Source organism: Enhygromyxa salina, from assembly GCF_000737335.2.
In the GTDB taxonomy this organism is placed as follows: Bacteria; Myxococcota_A; Polyangia; order Nannocystales; family Nannocystaceae; genus Plesiocystis; species Plesiocystis salina_C.
The window spans coordinates 1-19,279 of the sequence record NZ_JMCC02000142.1 but is presented as its reverse complement, the minus strand read 5'-3'; the positions used below and the strand labels follow the sequence as shown (position 1 = coordinate 19,279).

The following is a 19,279-nucleotide window of genomic DNA, read 5'->3' as shown; positions in this document are numbered from 1 at the left end:
GACGAGTTCGGGCATGGGAGCTGGCGGACGCGCGAGATCCTTTTGCAGAAGTTCCGTGGGTTCCTCGAGCTGCGACAGCTAGACGGCGCGGAAAATTCTGAGCGGAAGATCCTGAAGCTCGATAGCGATGCTCAGCAATGGGCCCGGTACACTTCCGACGCACTCTGGCTGGGCAAGCTATACATCGAGATAGCGGAAATCCGCCGGGCAACAAAGGTGCTTCGCGCTGGTCGAGCCAGGGCTGCCGAGCAGCATCTCTCTGGCGAGGTAGCTCGGTTTGACCATGCACTTGAGGAAATTGGAGGCCAGTAGGTCGCGCGATGGAGACTGGGAAACAGGTCTCCATCGCGCGGATGCCTCCTAGTCGAAGCAGGTTGTGGTGCCGTCTTCGTTGGTGACGCCGTCGTCGCACCAGTAGATGTCCTGGAGCTCGCAGTCGTTTGACGCTCCGTAGGTGTTCCAGCAAACCCCCTCGTAGCAGCAAATGTAGTTCGCCTGTGGCTGAGGCTGGAACCCCGGCTTGCAGGGGAACACCGCGCAGAAGTCGGGGACCTCGAAGTAGCAACTCACCTCGCCGGTGGCCCGCACCTCGCCGAGTTCGCAGTAGTAGGGGGTCCCGGTGGCACACGAGCCCCCCCGAGCCGGGGTGCAGCTGCGCCCCTCACAGCAAACGGTGTCGTCGTAGACCGGCGCACCGTCGCGGTGAGGCTCGCAGAGGATCGGCTTGCCCGTGTCCGTGTAGACGAGGTCACACAGAACAGGGGGCGCCCCACTGTTGGCAGTGAGCGTCGCGAAGAACGTGAGTAGTACCTGTAGTTTGATGAACATGATGCTTTCCTTCCGCCAGCTGTTGGCTGGCGAGGAAAGCGTCGCACCGCTAACACGCGCGGCTCGACCGCTGAGTTTTCTTCCGTCCGGCCGGTCGGCACGATGAGCAATGCTGCCCGTACAACGCCGTTGCAACCCGAACACCCCCGCTGTTCGCCACTGATCGATGCCCCGTCTGCGCGCCCCTGGTTGCGAGCGCGTCGCTGCCGCGAGACGATGGCCGCGGCAGCATGAGTGACCTCGACTACTACGCGATCCTCGGGGTCGGCCCGGAGGCGGAGCGCGACGAGATCGAGGGCGCCTACCAGCGAGAGGTCGTGGGGGCCGATTATGAGCGGGCGCGCATCCTCGAGGAGGCCCGCGGCGTGCTGCTCGATCCCGCCTCCCGGGCGGACTACGACGCTCGCGTTGTCGGGTCGGCGTTGATCGAAGAGACCGTGACCGCGATCTTGGACGCCCATCTGCCCCGGGCGGAAGCGCGCCTTCGGGCTCAGCGGAAGTTGATCGCCGCGGCCTCATCAACACGGCCAGACGCCCGAACGCCCTCGAGTTAGAGGGAGGAGTCCGGCCAGCGTTCGCACGTCCCCGACCCGCGGTCGGCATGCGTCCCATTTTGGGCCACGCGGCATGAAGCCGCGCGTGCGTGTCCGTCGACGGTGATTCCGTCACGGTTTCTTCGTTGTGATCTCTCATGCTCGATCTTCGCGAAGAGTGACCATTTTGCTCGCCCCGACAACAAACCCTGATACCGTTAGCGCCGACTCCCTTCGGTGAACCGGCTGCTCGGCCGGCTTGCCATGATCCACATTACCCGGCCCGACCCACAATCATGTCAAACTATACAGTTTCCGGCCGGGTGGCTGGCAACGACGGCACGCCCGTCTCCAATGCCACCATCACGATTCACGAAGTCACCAGTCTGACTGGCGAATCACCGCAAAAGGGCCCGGCGGCCAGCACCGACGCCAACGGCATATACACAATCTCGTGGGTCGATTCGGCCCCGTCCACGGGACCTTGGGACGTCTTCGTTCGCGCCCAGCTCGGAGCGGACATGATCGAGTCCGGGCTCATCAGTGATCTCGAAGCGACCACGATCGTCGATCTCGTGCTCAGCACGGACACGTACCCAGGCCGCACGGAGTGGGACCAGCTCGAGGCTGACGTCGTGCCGCTGCTGGGCACGACAAAAGCCAAGGATGTCCCGGTGGATCGGCTCGAATGGCTCGCGCGGCGGGCCGTCGTGCCCTCGGCTCACCTCGCGGCCTACGTGCAAGCGCACCGGCTCGCAGACGGTCGGACGATCAAGCCGCAGAGCTGCTACGCGTTCTTGCGGGCGGGGCTGCCAGCTGATCTGCTCGGTCTGCTCCGGGCTGGCGAGCGCGCGTGGACGAGCGCAATCCGTGGCGCGTGGGCGGGTCGGCGGCTTCCCCTGCCCGGCGACGGGTCTGAGACGGCACAAGCGGACGAGCTCGCAGCAGAGCTCGCCGCGATGCGTGAGCTCGTGGTGGACGCTGAGCTCGTCCGGTTGGTCGCAGGCGTCAGCCAACAGGCGCTCCTCGACACCGCCGGTTTGTCCGAGTCAGACCAGCGAACCTTCACGCAGCTCTGGCTCGCGCACGAGGGTCCGATCGACGAGTTTTGGACGGTCGCCGCAGCGTCCAGTCTCGCCTCCGAGATTCCGCAGCTGAAGTTCACCGTCCAAGCCGCGACCTTGGTCGGCGCCCACCTGCCGACCCTCGCCGCGCTTCAAGCGGAGCGCAACGACGCCACGATCACCGAGCTCGCCGACACCGCGACGTGGAACGTCGCGGACTGGGACGCGATGCTGACCAAGCACGACGTCACATCACCCGATGACATCCCGGGCGCCGACGCGAGCACGATCCGGCAGACCTATGCGCGCACCTTGTTCAACGTGCTCGAGAGCGCGTACCCGTCCGTGTCACTTGGCGCCGCACTCACCCGAGACCAGCCCCCGCAGACCGAGGGGGTCGCCGCCTTCCTGCACAACAATCCGGCGTTCGATATTGTCGACAGCACGATCGGCCACTACCTCCACGGCGCGACGTCACCGTGGACCGGCATCGCCCCCGCGGATCAGCCCCAGGCTCGCGCGAACCTCGAGCGGGTTCAGCGGGTCTACCGACTGAGCCCGCCGATCGGCCGCTACGCGACCGCGAAGGCGCTGCTCGAGCAGGGGATCACCTCGGCCACGCAGATCGTCGCCAGCACGCGCAGCGAGTTCGCGTCGCGGTTTGGGCCGTTGCTCCCGAGCGACGACCACGACAGCGAGGCGCTCGCGGGCACGGTCTGGGACAATGCCGCGAAGGTCCACTCGCTGGTGCTCGGGCTGTCGTCGCAGATCGCCCTGGCCAAGACCGGCGGCGAGTTTGTGCCGGTGGCCAACAAGGGCGCGAAGCAACTCGAGGACTCTCCCAACGGCCTGACCGAGCTGGCGACGATCCTCGGCAACCTCGATTATTGCGTGTGCGAGCACTGCCGCTCGGTGTTCAGCCCGGCCGCGTACCTCGCAGATCTGCTCGCGTTCTTGAAGGCACGCCCGGCGCAGCAGGCCCCGAACGCGCTCGCGGTGCTGCTTGCTCGCCGGCCCGATCTCGCGCACATCTTGCTCGATTGCGCCAACACCAACACGGTGTTGCCGTATATCGATCTGGTCAACGAGCTGCTCGAGGATTTTCTCGTGGGTGGCCTCGGGCCGGTCTCGAAGCAGACCACGTGGACGGCCGCGGAGCTGCGGTTGCACCCCGAGCACCTCGACGCGAACATCTACCAGAGCGCCGCGCTGACGCAGGTGGTCCACCCGTGGACCCTGCCGTTCTCGCTGCCGACGATCGAAGCGCGGACGTATCTGCGGCACCTCGGCGTCCCGCGACACGAGCTCATGCGCCGCGTCGCCGGGGTCGATCCCAGCGACGCGGAGCTCGACGCGATCGCGGCGGACGTGCTCGACCTGGACGCGACGACCTTTGAGATCATCGCGGGCGAGTACGGCGGCAACGTCTCGCCCGACGGCCGCGAGTTCTGGGGCTTCGCGGCGCAGGCCAACGAATGGGTCGACGTGCTTCGGGGAACCGGCGAGCAAGGAGACGTCGGCGAGCTGTTGCTGCGCGCGCGACTCGAGCTCGACGCGCTCCGTGAGTTGCTCGATCTGCACTTCATCAACCCCGGCGGCAACATCGTGATGCAGTGGGCCGATAGCTGCGCGCTGGAGGATGCCACGATCGCGTTCTTGGACGCGCCCGCGCTCGATCGGATCCACCGCTTCGTGCGCCTAGAGCGAGCGACGAAGATCCCCCGGCGCATGCTCGACGTGCTGGTGCGCGACGTCCTTGGCAACACGCTGGATCGCGCGGGGCTGCGCAAGCTCGCGCAGATCGTGCTGCTCCGCGAGCGCGTGCGACTGGGCTGGGACGAGCTCGCCACGCTCTGGGCGAACGTGATCGACGCCCGCGACGGCGACGACAAGCGGGCGCTCTACACTCGCCGCTTTCTGAGCAAGGACCTCGGGCCGATCGATCCGGCGTTCAACCTCGCAGGCGATGGCTCGCAGCTGTTCGGCGAGAGCAACCCGGCAACCCCGATCAGCGCCACGCAGCTGCCGCGTGTGCTCGCGGGCCTCGGGATCGGCGAGCGGGACTACCGGCTGCTGGCGAGCTCCGACCTGGCCAGCGACGCGTTCTCGTTCGCCAACCTCACCGCGCTGTTTCGTTGCGTCGTGTTCGCGCGGACGCTCCGGCTCTCGATCGCAGACTTCCTGCATTTCGTCGATCTGAGTGGTCTGGCACCGTTTGCCGATCCGCAGTCGACCGCAAACTTCGTCGACCAGGTCGAGGCACTGACCAAGAGCGGTTTTTCGGTTGACGAGCTCGACTGGCTGCTGCGCCACCGCTCGATCGGCGCCGGCCCTCTCGACACCGTCGCGGTCGCCCGCACCCTCGGCGACCTGGCCCTGGGGCTACTCACGATCGACGACGAAGCCAGTCACCTCGAGGACCCCGATGGTCAGGCCCTGACCACCAACCTCGCCGCGCTACTCGACGCCGACGACGTCACCACCACCTGTAAGATCATCGAGCAGACCTCGCCGCTCGAGCCCGAGGACCGCGTCGCGTTCATCAAGGCCAAGTTCAGCGGCGTCGTCGACGTCGTCGCCGCCCTGGCCGTGCTCGCCAACGAGCCAGACGTCTCGGTGCGCCGAACGTGTCTCCTCCGGGGGGTCGTCGGGCACCTGCGACGGCGCGCGCTCGTGCTCGACACGATCGTCACACAGCTCGGAGTTTCAGCGGCGGTCGCCGAGGCCCTCGCTACCACCGTGCTCAGCAACCCAGCCGGCGACGGGCGCTTGTTCGAGGTCTACCGCCAACCCTTCGCCACCCACGAGCAACTCGCGACTGGCCTGAACATCGGCACTCACCCAATCCACTTCGCCGCCTGGACCCGCCTGGCCAAGGCCGCGCTGATCTGCGTCCGCTTCGAGCTGCGCGCGGATCAGGCCGCCTGGTACTCGGGCCGCAACGGCTGGCTGAACCTCGACGCGCTCCCCCTCGACGCCGCCTCGGCCACCGCGAGCTTCGAGTCCTGGGCGTGCCTGTGCAACGCCCTCACCCTGCGCGAGCTCTCGCGTCCAGGCGAGCTCGCCCCCGCGGAGATCAGCGAGGCCGCCACCTTGGCCGACGCGATCGGGATCTTGTCCGACCACGCCGGCTGGGACGCCACCGCCGTGCTCGCGCTCGCAACCTCGCTCGGCTACGACGACACCCACGCGGCCGCCGTCGCCGAGGAGTACATCCCCCCTCGCCTGAAGCTGCTCATCGCCACCGCCGACCGCCTCGGCGTCGGTCTCGACGTCCTGCGCGACTGGGCCACCCCGACCCCCACGCTCGCCACGACCGCCGCGATCAAGGCAGCGACCCGAGCCAAGTACGGCGAAGACCGCTGGCCCGAGATCGCCAAGCCCCTGCGCGACGTGATCCGCGAGCGCCAGCGCGATGCTCTCGTCGATGCTGCGATCGCCCGCACGCCTGCATTTCGCACCGCCAACGACGTGTTCGAGCACCTGCTGATCGACGTCGAGATGAGCGCCTGCATGATGACCTCGCGGATCAAGCAGGCGATCGCATCGGTGCAGATCTTCATTCACCGCGTGCTACTGCACCTCGACGTCATGGAGGTCACCTTCGATCCCGAGGCGATCCAGCGCTGGGGTTGGATGAAGAACTACCGGGTCTGGGAGGCCAACCGCAAGGTGTTCCTCTACCCCGAGAACTGGATCGAGCCGGAGCTGCGCGGTGACAAGACACCCGAGTTCGCGGAGCTCGAGGCCACGCTCATGCAGGGTGTGCTCGATCCGCCGCGTGTGGAGAAGGCGCTGAGCGAATACCTCGAGCAGCTGGCCCGGGTCGCCAACCTCGAGATGATCGGCGTCGACGAGCACCCGCACACGGGTGAGCTGTGGTTGCTTGGGCGCACGCACGCGAGCCCGCACGAGTGGTTCGTGCGGCGGCGGCTTCCGCTGGGTACCTGGGAAGCGTGGGAGGCCGTGCCGACCGGGATCGACAGCGACGCCGCGGCGATCGTGCTCTACAAGGGCCGTCTGCACTTGTTCTGGGCGACCGAGCATGAGCAGCAGGCGACGGATGAGGACGCCCCGCCGAGGTATCGCTTCCGCGTCCACCACATCGAGCGCGCCCCCGATGGTTGGGGCAAGCCCACGATGTCGAAGCTCAGCGGGGCGAGGTACCTGCCGCCGCACGACTATCGGCTGCACCTGTACGTCAGCGGCACGAGGATGCTTGCGACCGTCTTGTGGCAGGAAATCGATTTTTCCGAGAGCGGGGGCGACGGCAATCCGGGGATCATCGCGACCTTCACGTACTTTCCCGTCGAGCAGCGTGCTCAGGACCGCGGCGCGTGGATGGACTGGGATGAGTACGCCACAAAAATGGTCGACGTTCCGATTAGCGATGATCTCACCGTCAAACGACAGTTCATCACCGCCAGGAGGTTTATCGCGCTCGGCATGTACGACGAGTTCGAGGGACAGCGCAATGTCTCGAACCTGCACTTCTCGGAGGCTGAAGAAGGTGACGATTGGGCGGCCCACTTCGTCCAGGGCGACGTGTTCGTGGACTTGTTCAAGCGCGCCTCGAGCGGCCGCAAGGCCACGTTCGTGCATCACGCCAACATCTGGACCCCGTGGCGCGATCCAAGCAAGTTGCCGGCGATCTACGATGACCGGTCGCGCAAGTATCTGATCGAGCCCGAGTTCCGGTTCTCGAGGCACGCGAGTGACCCCGGCCTCATTGGCCACTTCAAGCCCGCGAACCTCGTGCTGTGCCCGCCGCCCGAGCCCGAGGTCCCCGATACTCCCGAGCCCCGACAGGCCCGAGAGCAGCGACCCAAGACCCGCGGCGCCTCCGGCAAAGCTCCGCCCGCCCGCAATGCTGCGATGGTCCGGGCCAACAAAGACCTGCCCAGCAACCAGGACGACTACCCGCCCCCGTCGCAGGACTTCGTGCTCGAGATGGTCGAACTCTACCACCCGTTCGCGCGCGACCTGCAAGAAGCGCTGGCGAGCGGCGGCCTCCCGGGCCTATACGCCCCTCCGGTCAACAGCCAGCTGTTTCGCCAACGCAAGTCCATCAACCCATTCGGTGATCCCGACGGCATGGGCCTCAACCCGAAGGCCGTCCGCGGCGACCTCCCGATCGAGGAATTCGACTTCTCGTTCAACAACCCCTACGCCACGTACAATTGGGAGATCTTCTACCACGTGCCCATGCTGCTCGCCGGCAAGCTGGCCACGGAGCAGCGCTGGGAAGAGGCGCAGAGCTGGTATCACCTGATCTTCAACCCGATCGATATCGTGAAGCTGGAGAGCGAGACACCGACCTCGAAGTTCTGGCGGATCAAACCCTTCTTCCACGAAGCGAAGATCCTGGCGACGGATCAGATCGAAGCCATGCTCGGGATCGGAGTCACGCCCGCCGAGCAGCAGACCGCGATCGAGGCGTTCACCCAGCAAGTGGACACCTGGGTGGCGAACCCCTTCGACCCTCACGCGGTCGCCCGTGTGCGCCCCGGTGTCTACCAGCGGGCGCTGTTGCGTGAGTACTTCGACAACCTGATCGCCTGGGCGGACAACCTGTTTCGCCGCGACACGATCGAGTCGATCACCGAGGCGACCGTGCTCTACATCGTGGTCGCGCAGCTGCTCGGTCCGCGGCCGCAGGCGGTTCCCGGGCCCGGCGGCGGCGCCAAGAGCTTCGCCCAGCTCGATGCGATCGGCCTGGATCCGTTCTCGAACGCGATGATCCAGCTCGAGAGCTGGATCCACCTCCCCGCCCAGGCGCTGAAGAAGCAAGGTTGTGGTGACGCCGGCCCGGACGAGCCCTGGGTGCGCGTGCCGGTGATCTCCAACTCGTGGTATTTCTGCTATCCGCCGAACCCGGAGCTGCTCAAATATTGGGACATCATCGCGGATCGGCTGTTCAAGATCCGCCACTGCCAAAACATTGATGGCGTCGAGCGGCAGTTGCCCTTGTTCGAGCCGCCGATCAACCCCGCGCTGCTCGTGCAAGCCACGGCCGCGGGGCTGGATCTGCGATCCGTGCTCGGGCACCTCGACTCGGGCCTGCCGCCGTACCGCTTCCGCTCTGTTCACGCGCGTGCGTCCGCGTTCGCGGGCTCCCTGCGTGCGCTCGGTGCCAGCTTGTTGTCGGCGATCGAGAAGCGCGACGCCGAGCAGCTCGGTCGAATCCGCTCGAGTCAGGAGCTCGAGATGCTCGCGCGGATCCGCGAGGTGCGGGTCAAGCAGCGCGATGAGGCCGCTAGCGCGATCGCTTCGCTCGGGGCCGCGCAGACGGCAGCGATCCAACGTAACACCCACTACTTCCAGCTGCTCCAGAAGAAGCTGGTCCCGGAAGAGCAGCAACAATTCGACGCCAGCGAGAAGGCGCAAAAGCAGCGGTCGGCGGCGCAGCGCTTGCAACTCGCTGCCTCGATCTCGAGCGCGCTGCCGCAGATCTCCGTGGTTCCGCCAAGCGCTTCATTCGGAGGTCTCCAGATCGCCAACATCATGAACATGATCTCGGCCGGATTCACGTACGCGGCCACGGAGCAGGACTCGAAGGCCAGTCGGGCGGCGCTCAACAGCAGCTTCTATCGGCGAGCACAGGACTGGGGCCTGCAATGCAGTCAAGCCGAGCTCGAGGTGGAGCGGATCGCAAAGGACATTGTGGCAGCGAAGATCCGGCTCGAGATCGCCGAGCGCGAGCTCGACAACCACGCGAAGCAAGTCGAGCACGCCCAGGCGGTCGACGCGTACATGCGCACGAAGTTCAGCAACCGCGAGCTCTATGATTGGATGAGCGGCCAGCTGGCGACGCTGTACTTTCAGACCTACCAGCTCGCGTTCGACCTGGCCAAGCGGGCTGAGCGGGCCTACCGGCATGAGCTTGCGATCGATCCTGCCGAGCCGCCGATCATCGAGTTTGGGTACTGGGATTGCTTGCACAAGGGCCTGCTCGCGGGCGAGCGGCTTGGGCATGACCTCGAGCGGCTGGATCTCGCGTACATGGATCGGGACGTCCGCGAGTTCGAGCTGCGCAAGAGCGTGTCGCTGGCCGAGGTCGATCCGGAGCAGCTGCGAGTGCTCCGCGAGACGGGGCGCTGCGACTTTGGGATCCCGGAGGTGCTGTTTGACCTCGATCACCCTGGGCACTACATGCGACGGATCCGTGCCGTGAGGCTGACGATCCCGGCGGTGGTGGGGCCGTACACCAGCTTGGGCGCGAACCTGCAGCTGCTCACGCACAAGACTCGGCTCGAGAAGACGGCGGAGTACGCCGAAGAGCCGGTCGGCGGGGATCCGCGGTTTGCCTATGGCACGGGGGTGGGGCAGTCGATAGCGACGAGCACCGCCGTCAGCGACGGTGGGCTGTTCAACCTCGACTTTCGCGACGAGCGGTACCTGCCGTTCGAGTACGCAGGGGCGATCAGCACTTGGGCGCTCGAGCTGCCTGGGCAGGTGCGGCAGTTCGACTACCGAACGATCGAGGATGTCGTCATCCACATCGACTACACCGCCCGGCCCGGCGGCGCTGGCCTGCGCGGCGACGCCGAGAAGGCCTTGGTCGACGGTTTCAACGCGATCCAGGGTGAGGGCGAGCCACTGGCGTTGATGTTCTCTGTTCACGACGCGTTTCCGAACCAGTGGAAGCAGTTCTTCGAGGTCGACGCGGACACGGGTGACCACGTGCTGACGTTGCCGATCTCGGCCGAGCACTTCCCCCACTTCGCTCGTCACAAAGGGTTTGGGATCATCAAGGCCAGCGTTGCGCTGATCCTCGAGCCGAGCTTGGGCAGCGAGACGATCCCAGAGGTCGAGGCGCAGCTGGACGTCGCGCAGTCGCCCGCGGCTCTCGTGCAGGCGCAGGGCGACGCGTTCATGAGCGCGACTTTTGCCCTGAACGGCCCTGCGCAGCCTGATGTCTGGACGCTGAAGGTGGCGGACAGCGTGATCCCTGCACAGCTGCAGACCAACGGCAGGCTCGATCCCAACAAGCTCGCGGGGCTCGTCCTGGTCCTCCGCTACACGCTGAACGAGGCGCCATGAACGACGAACGCGACAATGGTCCGAAGCTCACGTCGGGCCCCTCGCTGCCGATCCAGGGGCCGCAGCCAAAACAGCCATTCAACGCCGGCGTGACGCCGGGTCGTGACGCTCCCGGGGCAGGCAAACAAGATGACCCGAATCCGTTTGCGCAGGTGTTTCGGTCGCCGTTTGGTGGCGAGCAGGCGGCTGATCCACGCTCGACCTTCGCGCCAGCGATCTCGCTGCCGTCGGGCGGTGGTGCGGTGCGGAGCATCGGCGAGAAGTTCTCGTCGAATCCGTTCACTGGGACTGGCTCGACTTCGGTACCGGTCGCCACGTCGCCGGGCCGCGGTGGCTTTGGGCCCAGCCTCGCGCTGAGCTACGGGTCTGGGCAAGGTAATGGACCGTTGGGTCTCGGGTGGTCGCTCGGCGTGCCGACGATCTCGCGCAAGACCGAGAAGGGCTTGCCCGAGTACTGGGACTCGAACCCGGATCCAAAGCAGAACGACACGTTCATCCTGGCGGGTGCCGAGGATCTGGTCGAGGTCGGCTTCGAGCAGCGTGAGGGGCACTTGATCAGCCGGTTCCAGCCACGCGTCGAGGGTGGGTTTGCGAGGATCGAGCGCTGGCAATCGAAGGCTACGCGGCAGGTGTTTTGGAAGACGATCTCGCGCGACAACGTCACGAGCTACTTCGGCAAGACCGCGGCGGCGCGGGTTGTCGATCCTGCGGTTCCGAATCGTGTGTTCTCATGGCTGCTGGAAGAGTCGCACGATGATCGCGGGAACATCATCGTCTACGAGTACAAGCAGGAGGATCTCGCGGGCGTGGATACTGGTGCGCCGGAGGAGCAGCCGCGCTTGGTTGGCGACAGCGTGCAAGCGCAGCGCTACCTCAAGCGGATCAAGTATGGCAACGCAGCGCCGTTCGTTGCGGGTGGGTGGATGTTCGAGGTCGTGCTCGACTATGGCGAGCACGGGACGTGGCACGGCGAGAAGCTCGAGATCAGCCCCGTCGAAGATCGGGCCTGGCCGGCGCGATTGGACACCTTCTCGAGCTATCGGGCCGGGTTTGAGATCCGCACGCGGCGGCTGTGTCGGCGGGTCTTGATGTTTCATCACTTCGCCGAACTCGGCGAGGCGCCGTATCTGGTCGCGTCGACGGATCTCGTGCACGCCGAGGATCCCGCGATGACGCGGGTGACCGGCGTGGTTCAGCGCAGCTATCGACTCGATGAAGGTACGGGACGGTTCGACGCCGCGGCCCTGCCCACGTTGGAGTTCGAGTACAGCGACGCTTCGGTGGATCCCGTGCTGCACGAGATCACCGACGCGAGCACACTGAAGAACCTGCCCGCCGGGATCGACGGCCGCATGACGCGGCTGGTCGACCTCGACGGCGAGGGCGTGCCGGGGTTGGTCACCGAGGCTGCCGGAACTTGGTACTTCAAGCGCGGACTCGGCGACGGCCGCTTTGGGCCAATGGTGGCGATGCCCTCGCGGCCGACCACGCTCGGCGCTCCGGGTGTGCAGCTCATGGATCTCGACGGCGACGGTCGCAAGGAGCTGGTCAGCTTCGTCGCGCCTGCGCCTGGGTTCTTCACGCGGACCGAGGACGAGGGCTGGGGCAACTTTCGCAAGTTCTCGACGGTGCCCAACATCGACTGGCAGGACCCCCGGGTGCAGCTGATCGATCTGGCTGGCGACGGCTTTCCAGACGTGCTCGTGGATCGCGGCGACAACTTCGTCTGGTACCGCAGCAAGGGCGTCGATGGATTCGAGGCCCCCAAGCGGATCCCGAACTCGCATGACGCCGCCTCGCGGCCGGTGCTGGTGTTCAACGACGCGCGGACGTCGATCCAATTCGCGGACATGACCGGCGACGGGCTGCCGGACTTGGTTCGGATCCGCAACGGTGAAGTCGCGTATTGGCCGTGTCTGGGCTTCGGGCAATTCGGACGGATGATCCGCATGGGCGGGCTGTCGAGCTTCGCTTCGGCGAGCGATCTGTTTCACCCGAGTCGCGTTCGCCTGAGCGACGTCGACGGCAGCGGCACGACTGACGTGATCTATCTTGGGGATCGCGGCGCGACGATCTATCGCAACCTGTCTGGCAATGGCTTCGCGGCTGGCGAGCACCTGTCGCAGTTTCCCAGCGTGCGCAGCGTCGACTGGGTGGAGGTCGTGGATCTGAAGGGCAACGGGACGGGGTGTCTGGTCTGGTCGACGTCGCACTCGGCTGGGCGCGGGGGCGTGCTGCGGTATATTGATCTGACCAGCGGTACGAAGCCGCACCTGCTCGTCGCCACCAGGAACAACATGGGCGCCGAGACGCGGGTTCGCTACGCGCCGTCGACGAGGTTCTACTTGGCCGACAAGGCCGCCGGGAAGCCCTGGGCGACCAAGCTGCCGTTTCCGGTGCATGTTGTTGATCGGGTTGAGCAGATCGATCACGTGACGCGCCAGCGCTACGTGCAGCACTTCGCGTATCACCACGGGTACTTCGATGGTGCCGAGCGCGAGTTTCGGGGCTTCGGCATGGTCGAGACCTGGGACACCGAGTCGTTCGAGGACTTCTCGGGGGATGGGCTGTTTGCGTTCGCGCAATTCGACGCGGTCGAAGAGCAGCTGCATCAGCCGCCCGTGTACACGAAGAGCTGGTTTCACACCGGGGCGTATCTGGCGGGGAGCAAGTTCTCACGGCTGTTTGCGGGCGAGTATTGGAGCGGTGATCCTGTCGCGTGGGCCTTACCGGACAGCCGGTTGCCCTCGGGTCTGAGCGGCGACGACAGGGCCGAGGCCGTGCGCGCGCTGGCGGGGCGGACGTTGCGGACTGAGGTGTATGCGCTCGACGGATCCGAGCTCGAAGGCGTGCCGTACACGGTCAGCGAAGCGACCTTCGAGGTCCGGCAGCTGCGGGCGCGCGGCGACAATCGGCATGGGGTCTACCTCGCGCACGACCGCGAGGCGCTGAGCTACCAGTACGAACGCAACGCTGCGGATCCGCGGATCGGTCACAGCTTCGTGCTCGAGGTCGACGATTACGGGACGGTGCTGAGCTCGGCGGCGGTCGCCTATCCGCGGCGGGAGACGGTCGAGCCCGCGGAGCAAGCGGCGCTGCACGTCACGCTCAGCGAGGCCGAGGTCGCGCACCTCGATGCCGACGCTGACAACCTGCGTCTCGCTGTACCGATCGAATCGCGCAGCTACGAGCTTCACGGCCTGGTCGCGACCGAGGCAGCATTCACGTGGCAGGCCATGCGCGCCGCCGCGAGCACGGCCGCCGCGATCGCCTTCGATCATTCACCGTCCGGCGGCGTCGACAAGCGGCTGCTCAGTTGCTCGCGCATGCGCTACCTCGCCGATGACCTCACGGGCCCGCTGGCGCACGGGAGCGTGCAGAGCAAAGCGCTCGGCTACGACAGCGACGCGATGGCGATGACCGCGACGCAGCGCCAGGAGGCATTCGGTGGACTCACCGGCGCGCCGACCAATGCCGAGCTCGAGGACGAGGGTAGGTACGTGTTCGCCGACGATGCCTGGTGGGTACGGACCGGTCACCCGACCTACGACCCCGGCAAGTTCTACGCGGTCATTGCCGTCACGGACCCCTACGGCAACCTCTACTCGACCACCCACGACACCCACGCGCTGCTGACCGTGAGCAGCACCGATCCGCTCGGCAACACCGTCAGCGCGGAGCACGACTACCGCGTGCTCGGGCCGTGGCAACTCACCGACGCGAACGGCAACCGCAGCCAGGTCGCGTTTGATGTGCTCGGGTTTGTAACCGCGAGCGCGGTGATGGGCAAGGTGGGCGACAGCGACGGCGACACTCTCGACGACCCAACAAGCACGTTCGAGTACGACCTGTTCGCATGGCAAAACGCCGGCGCGCCCAACTGGGCGAAGACGCGTGTCCGCGAGACCCATCAGGACCCAGACACCCGCTGGCTCGAGCAGCGCACGTACTTCTCTGGGGGTGGCAGCGTCGTGATGGTCAAGGCCCAAGCCCGACCTGGCCTCGCGCCGCAGCGCGACGTCGACGGAGAGCTGATCTTGGTCGACGGCGAACTCCAGTACGCGGACACCAGCCCGGACGTGCGCTGGGTGGGCAACGGCCGCGTCGTGCTCGACAACAAGGGCAACGTGCTCAAGGCGTACGAGCCGTACTTCTCCAGCACTCCCGACTACGAAGACGAAGCCGAGCTCGTCGAGCAGGGCGTCACGTCGCTCAACCACTATGACCCGCTCGGCCGGCTCGTCCGCACGGACCTACCCAACGGCACGTTCTCCCGTGTGGAGTTTACGCCGTGGGAGCAGATGAGCTGGGACGTCAACGACACCGTGCTCAACAGCGACTGGCATGCCGCACGGATCAGCTACCAAGGACAGGACGTCAGTCTACTAGAGGAAAGGCGCGCCGCCCAGCTCGCGGCCAAGCACGCGAACACACCCAGCAAGGTCCACCTCGACACGCTCGGCCGGCCGTTCCTCAGCGTCGCCCACAACAAGGACCTGTTCGGCAACGATGAGTTCGTTGCGACGAAGTCCGTGCTCGACATCCAAGGCAACGTGCTCGAGGTGATCGACGCCCGCGGCAACTCGGCCGAGACCCGCACCTACGGCATGCTCGGTCAGTCGCTGTTCGTGGGCAGCGTCGACGCCGGTGACCGACGGCACCTGCTCACCGCGCTCGGCCAGCCGATGCACAGCTGGGATGCTCGAGACCAGCGCTTTTCCTTCAGCTATGACACTCTGCGCCGCTCGGTAGACCGCACCGTCAGCGTCGGCGGCGGCGCTGAAAAGCTGCTCGGTCGCATCGTCTACGGTGACCTGCTCGCGTCGCCCGGGGCCACTAATCACCGAGGTCGCGTGTACCGGGCCTACGACGGCGCAGGAGTTGCGACCTCGTTGGCGTACGACTTCAAGGGTCAGCCAACATCCGAGCAGCGCCAGCTCGTCGCCAGCAAGACCACCCAGCCCGACTGGAGTACTCTGCTCGGCCAAAGTACAATTCCCGCTATGGCCACCGCCACCGCACCGCTGCTCGACCCCGAGATTTTCTCGGCGTCCAGCGAACGCGACGCGCTCGGCCGCGTGCTCAAAGCCATCTCGCCGGACAACAGTGAGGCCCTCTACAGCTACGACCAGGCAGGCACCCTACGAAAGGTGGAACTCAAACACCGCGGCAGCGCCACCGTCGAGACCATAGTCGGCGACATCACCTACAACGCTCGCGGCCAGCGCGAGGCCGTGATCTACGGACCGGCCAATTCGCCGACCTCGACCACCTCGTACACCTACGACCCGAAGACCTACCGTCTCGAGCGTCTGTCCACACTCCGCGGCAGCGACAACGCCGCGCTCCAGGGCCTGCACTACCACTACGATCCAGCCGGCAACGTCACCGACGTCCGCGACACCGCTCAGCAGACCGTCTACTTCAACAACGCCGTCGTCGAGGCCGCCAACTCCTACACCTACGACGCCACGTACCGCCTGATCGAAGCGACCGGCCGCGAGCACGCCACCCAAGGCTCGACGCAGCGTACCCACGAGCAGCTCCCCGTCGGCCCGCAGCCGATGACCAGCGACCCGTCCGCGATGCGCCGCTACACGCAGCGCTACACGTACGACAGCGTAGGCAACATCCTGAAGATGCAGCACATCCCCGCCGCGGGGACGGGCTGGACCCGCCGCTACGAGTACGCCCAGGACGGCAATCGCCTGCTAGCGACGTCAGCCCCAGGCGACGCCGCCAACGGCCCATACACGCACACGTACAGCCACGACGCGCACGGCAGCATGACGACCATGCCGCACCTCGCGGCGATGGACTGGAACCACGACGACGAACTCCAACGCGCCACCGCCGGGACCGAGCAGGTCTACTTTCAGTACGCGAGCGGCATCAGGAGCCGCAAGTACACCGAGAAGCAAGGCAGCACGACCGAAGAGCGCATCTACCTCGGCCCCTTCGAGATCTATCGCAAGCGCGTCAGCGGTACTCTGGACCTCGAGCGCGAGTCACTGCACATCAGCGACGTTAGCGGGCGGATCTGCATCGTCGAGACCAAGAGTATCGAAGGCGGCTCTGGAGTGGGAAGCCTGACGGGCATCTGGCGCTACCAACTCAGCAACCTCCTGGGAACCGTCGCCACCGAGGTAAACGGCAGCGGCGCGGTCATCTCCTACGAGGAGTATCACCCGTATGGGACGTCGGCGTATCGCGCACTGGATGCGTCGGTGGACGTGTCGGCGAAGCGGTACCGGTACACGGGGATGGAGCGGGACGAGGAGACCGGGCTGGGGTACCACTCGGCTCGATACTACGCGTCTTGGTTGGGGCGGTGGACGAGCTCGGATCCGATCGGGCTGGGGGATGGGGTCAACCGGTATGGGTACGTGGGAGGGCGGCCGATCTCGAGTGCTGACCGTGCTGGCAAGAAAGAGGGCCGGTTCACTGGCATCATTCTCGACCAGATCCGGCGACCAGAAGAGACGGCTGGCGGCGACGCTGATCCACGTGCTGAGTCAGCGGGCGACAACCCTGGAGAGCCTCCAAGGCTCTCTGTGGAGGAGACCGCAGCGGCGCTACAGGCCAACCCGGACCTACTGACCACGTTCTATCGAGCGTATGGGCCCGAGCACATGCAGAGGGTGGCAGACCTGCTTGTGCCGCCGCCGTCACCTCTGGCGGCCCGAGGGGAGGTGCGTGTTTCACGACGAACTCCAGCAGCTTCGGACCAAGCAACTGCAAGTGCAGGCCAGGGGCCCATTGACGGCGACGCAATGGTCGAGACTGCCTTGTCGATGACCGGCCTCGGTGGCGTGGCTGTCTTACTCAACGATCTCGCGGAGGCCAACCTGCGAGAACCGTGGGAGTCCCAAGAGGACACGAGCGCGAACGGGGTCTCCCTCGGAATCGGCTGGCCGACTCTCGTTGCGGGTGCGGCGCGACTCATTCCTGGGCCGGTTGGTAAACTGACGAGCAGGTATCTTACCTCGGCCGAACGCCGCAGCCTTGGGGAGGCTGACGTATCTCTTGAGCCGCTAGCCTTAGGTGAGCCTCGATCCCAAGGCGGGGCTGCCGCTGGTGCGAAGGTTTCGCAGTTGACACGTGCGCAAGCACGAAACATCAAATCGATCGACAACATCATCACGCATGGTGCCAAACCGGGCGACTTTTCCGGAGTTGCCGCCGAGTTGACTGGAGTCCGTTTCCCGAAGCCGGGGGGAGGGTACTGGGATCACGTCACCGAAATGCAAGATAACGTAGCAGGTCTACAGAAAGCACTGCGAGGTCTCCGAGGGAGCCTTCAGAACCCAAACCTCAGCCCGGCGGACCTTCGCGTCATCAATGACGCGAAGTTGAGGGGCGAAGCTACGCTTCTACGAATGACCGAGACTCTAGCAGGAAGGTGAGCGCATGTTGCAACGAGAGATCCAAGAGGCTCTGGCAAGCGATGATATTGATGTGATCCTAGATGGCCTGGCTGCCCTCAAGGGGGAACGCGACGTCCCTCCCACCAAGGCTGTCGCTGCTGCATGTGAGCGACTAATTGGGCACTCGGATCCGGAAGTTCGCGCGGGGGCGATAGCTGCAGCTGGCATTCACTGGGCTATCCCTGGCCTATTCACGTCAATCTTGAACGCAGCTCGCTGCGACGACGACATGGACGTTCGGGTCGTTGGGGTTCGTGCTCTGACACGGTATGCGGATGCAAGGAAAGACGAGGTCTGTAGGGTGTTGGCAGCAATGGTCAAGCAGGAAAGCCGTGCAGACCTTCGAGCAGTGGCCTACAAAGGTCTCTTGGCCGCTGAGGGACGATTAACGCCTGGCGAGAGAGCTGCCATGCCCGAGGATATCGATGCGTTGGATATCGACACCGAGCTACTCCGTCGTTGGACGAGGAGCCCAACCGACGGCGAGCAGCCATCGCGGGAGTAGTATCCCGCCCGAGCGCGGACATCCCGCTGGGGAGTGGTTGGGCAGGAGCGAAGCCGCAGCGACGGCCAGGTCATTGCTGACCGCGTCGGCCGCAACGTCGACTACGCCCGCGTCAACGCCGGTCCGATCTTCGCGGGGGGTTGGTTCATCGAAGCTAACGCTCATCTTCCGCGAGGATGACAAGGACGCCATGAAAGACCACCAGTCAGGGTCTGAAGCCGCGCAGGATGACTGGCGCCAGCGCCGCGCTCGTCATCTGACGACTCGTACATTTCAGCGCAAGCAACCGGCACTCCTGACGGACTCACTATTCTACTACAGTTCGGTAGGGGCAGTGGATTGGGGTCCAAAGTTCTGCGACGACTACAACGCCGAGATTTCGAGAATGATTGATGTCTACGGCGTTCCGACCTGGGCCCCGGGGCTTAGGCGCTTGAGTGCGGCGCAAGCCCAAAAGGCACTCCGCGAGCACGAGGTGGAAAACTGGGATAATCTAACCCGAGAGCAACAACGCGTGGTGGAGAATGTGTCGCGGCTCGGTGGGCCCACGGCATCAATCTCCGCCATGGCACACGTGCCGGGGAATGAGGTGTTTGTCGTGGCGCGAACGATGCAGACGGCACAGCGCGTATGCTTGGATATCATTGATCTTCTGGAGCTGCGGTATATGTCGAGGTACATCATGCCTTCGGACGACGAACGTTGAAGAGAGCCAGTCAGGTTCGATGACCACGTCAGTCGCCAGACCTCGTCAAGTTCAGCCAGCAGATTTCGTGGTCCAACGGACCATCGCTCGCGCCACCTTGTTCGATGCTGGCACCTCACGCCGGCCTGCGCGACCATATCGTGTGGCCAAAGCTCCTCGTGTTTCACAGGTCT

Annotated in this window: 7 protein-coding genes; 6 read left to right on the top strand and 1 reads right to left on the bottom strand. The window is 65.5% G+C overall.

Features of this window, described 5'->3' with window-relative positions:
* Nucleotides 1-312, top strand: a 312-nt coding sequence (locus DB30_RS41950; RefSeq protein WP_205633148.1) for a hypothetical protein, incomplete at its 5' end; no start/stop codon positions are given.
* 48 nt (nt 313-360) lie between these two features.
* Here the strand turns inward: DB30_RS41950 and DB30_RS36870 are convergent.
* Nucleotides 361-828 carry a hypothetical protein gene (locus DB30_RS36870; RefSeq protein WP_052558096.1) on the bottom strand — a complete coding sequence of 156 codons (468 nt, stop codon included), beginning with the start codon at nt 826-828 and terminating at the stop codon, nt 361-363.
* A gap of 230 nt (nt 829-1,058) precedes the next feature.
* Between DB30_RS36870 and DB30_RS36865 the strand changes: the two genes are divergently transcribed.
* The 5 genes from DB30_RS36865 (at nt 1,059) to DB30_RS36845 (ending at nt 19,106) form a co-directional block, all read left to right on the top strand.
* Nucleotides 1,059-1,382, top strand: a complete 324-nt coding sequence (locus DB30_RS36865; RefSeq protein WP_052558094.1) for a hypothetical protein — start codon at nt 1,059-1,061, stop codon at nt 1,380-1,382.
* A 500-nt stretch (nt 1,383-1,882) separates the two neighbouring features.
* The gene (locus DB30_RS36860; protein ID WP_165704115.1) at nt 1,883-10,468 is read left to right on the top strand and encodes a Tc toxin subunit A-related protein; all 8,586 of its coding nucleotides are present in this window, start codon (nt 1,883-1,885) and stop codon (nt 10,466-10,468) included.
* A complete protein-coding gene (locus DB30_RS36855) occupies nt 10,465-17,874 on the top strand; it encodes a SpvB/TcaC N-terminal domain-containing protein (RefSeq protein WP_052558091.1) in 7,410 nt (2,469 codons plus the stop codon). The genes DB30_RS36860 and DB30_RS36855 overlap by 4 nt, the downstream gene beginning before the upstream one ends.
* Nucleotides 17,875-17,878: 4 nt before the next feature.
* On the top strand, nt 17,879-18,400 hold the full coding sequence (locus DB30_RS36850; protein ID WP_146662293.1) for a HEAT repeat domain-containing protein: 522 nt from the start codon (nt 17,879-17,881) through the stop codon (nt 18,398-18,400).
* A 190-nt stretch (nt 18,401-18,590) separates the two neighbouring features.
* A complete protein-coding gene (locus DB30_RS36845; RefSeq protein ID WP_146662291.1) occupies nt 18,591-19,106 on the top strand; it encodes a hypothetical protein in 516 nt (171 codons plus the stop codon).
* Nucleotides 19,107-19,279: the final 173 nt, after the last annotated feature.

What these genes read in the sequence shown, in the direction of transcription:
- DB30_RS36865 (WP_052558094.1), top strand. Translation starts at nt 1,059, where the DNA reads ATGAGTGACCTCGACTACTACGCGATCCTCGGGGTCGGCCCGGAGGCG.
- DB30_RS36870 (WP_052558096.1), bottom strand. Translation starts at nt 828, where the DNA reads ATGTTCATCAAACTACAGGTACTACTCACGTTCTTCGCGACGCTCACT.
- DB30_RS36860 (WP_165704115.1), top strand. Translation starts at nt 1,883, where the DNA reads ATGATCGAGTCCGGGCTCATCAGTGATCTCGAAGCGACCACGATCGTC.
- DB30_RS36845 (WP_146662291.1), top strand. Translation starts at nt 18,591, where the DNA reads ATGAAAGACCACCAGTCAGGGTCTGAAGCCGCGCAGGATGACTGGCGC.
- DB30_RS36855 (WP_052558091.1), top strand. Translation starts at nt 10,465, where the DNA reads ATGAACGACGAACGCGACAATGGTCCGAAGCTCACGTCGGGCCCCTCG.
- DB30_RS36850 (WP_146662293.1), top strand. Translation starts at nt 17,879, where the DNA reads ATGTTGCAACGAGAGATCCAAGAGGCTCTGGCAAGCGATGATATTGAT.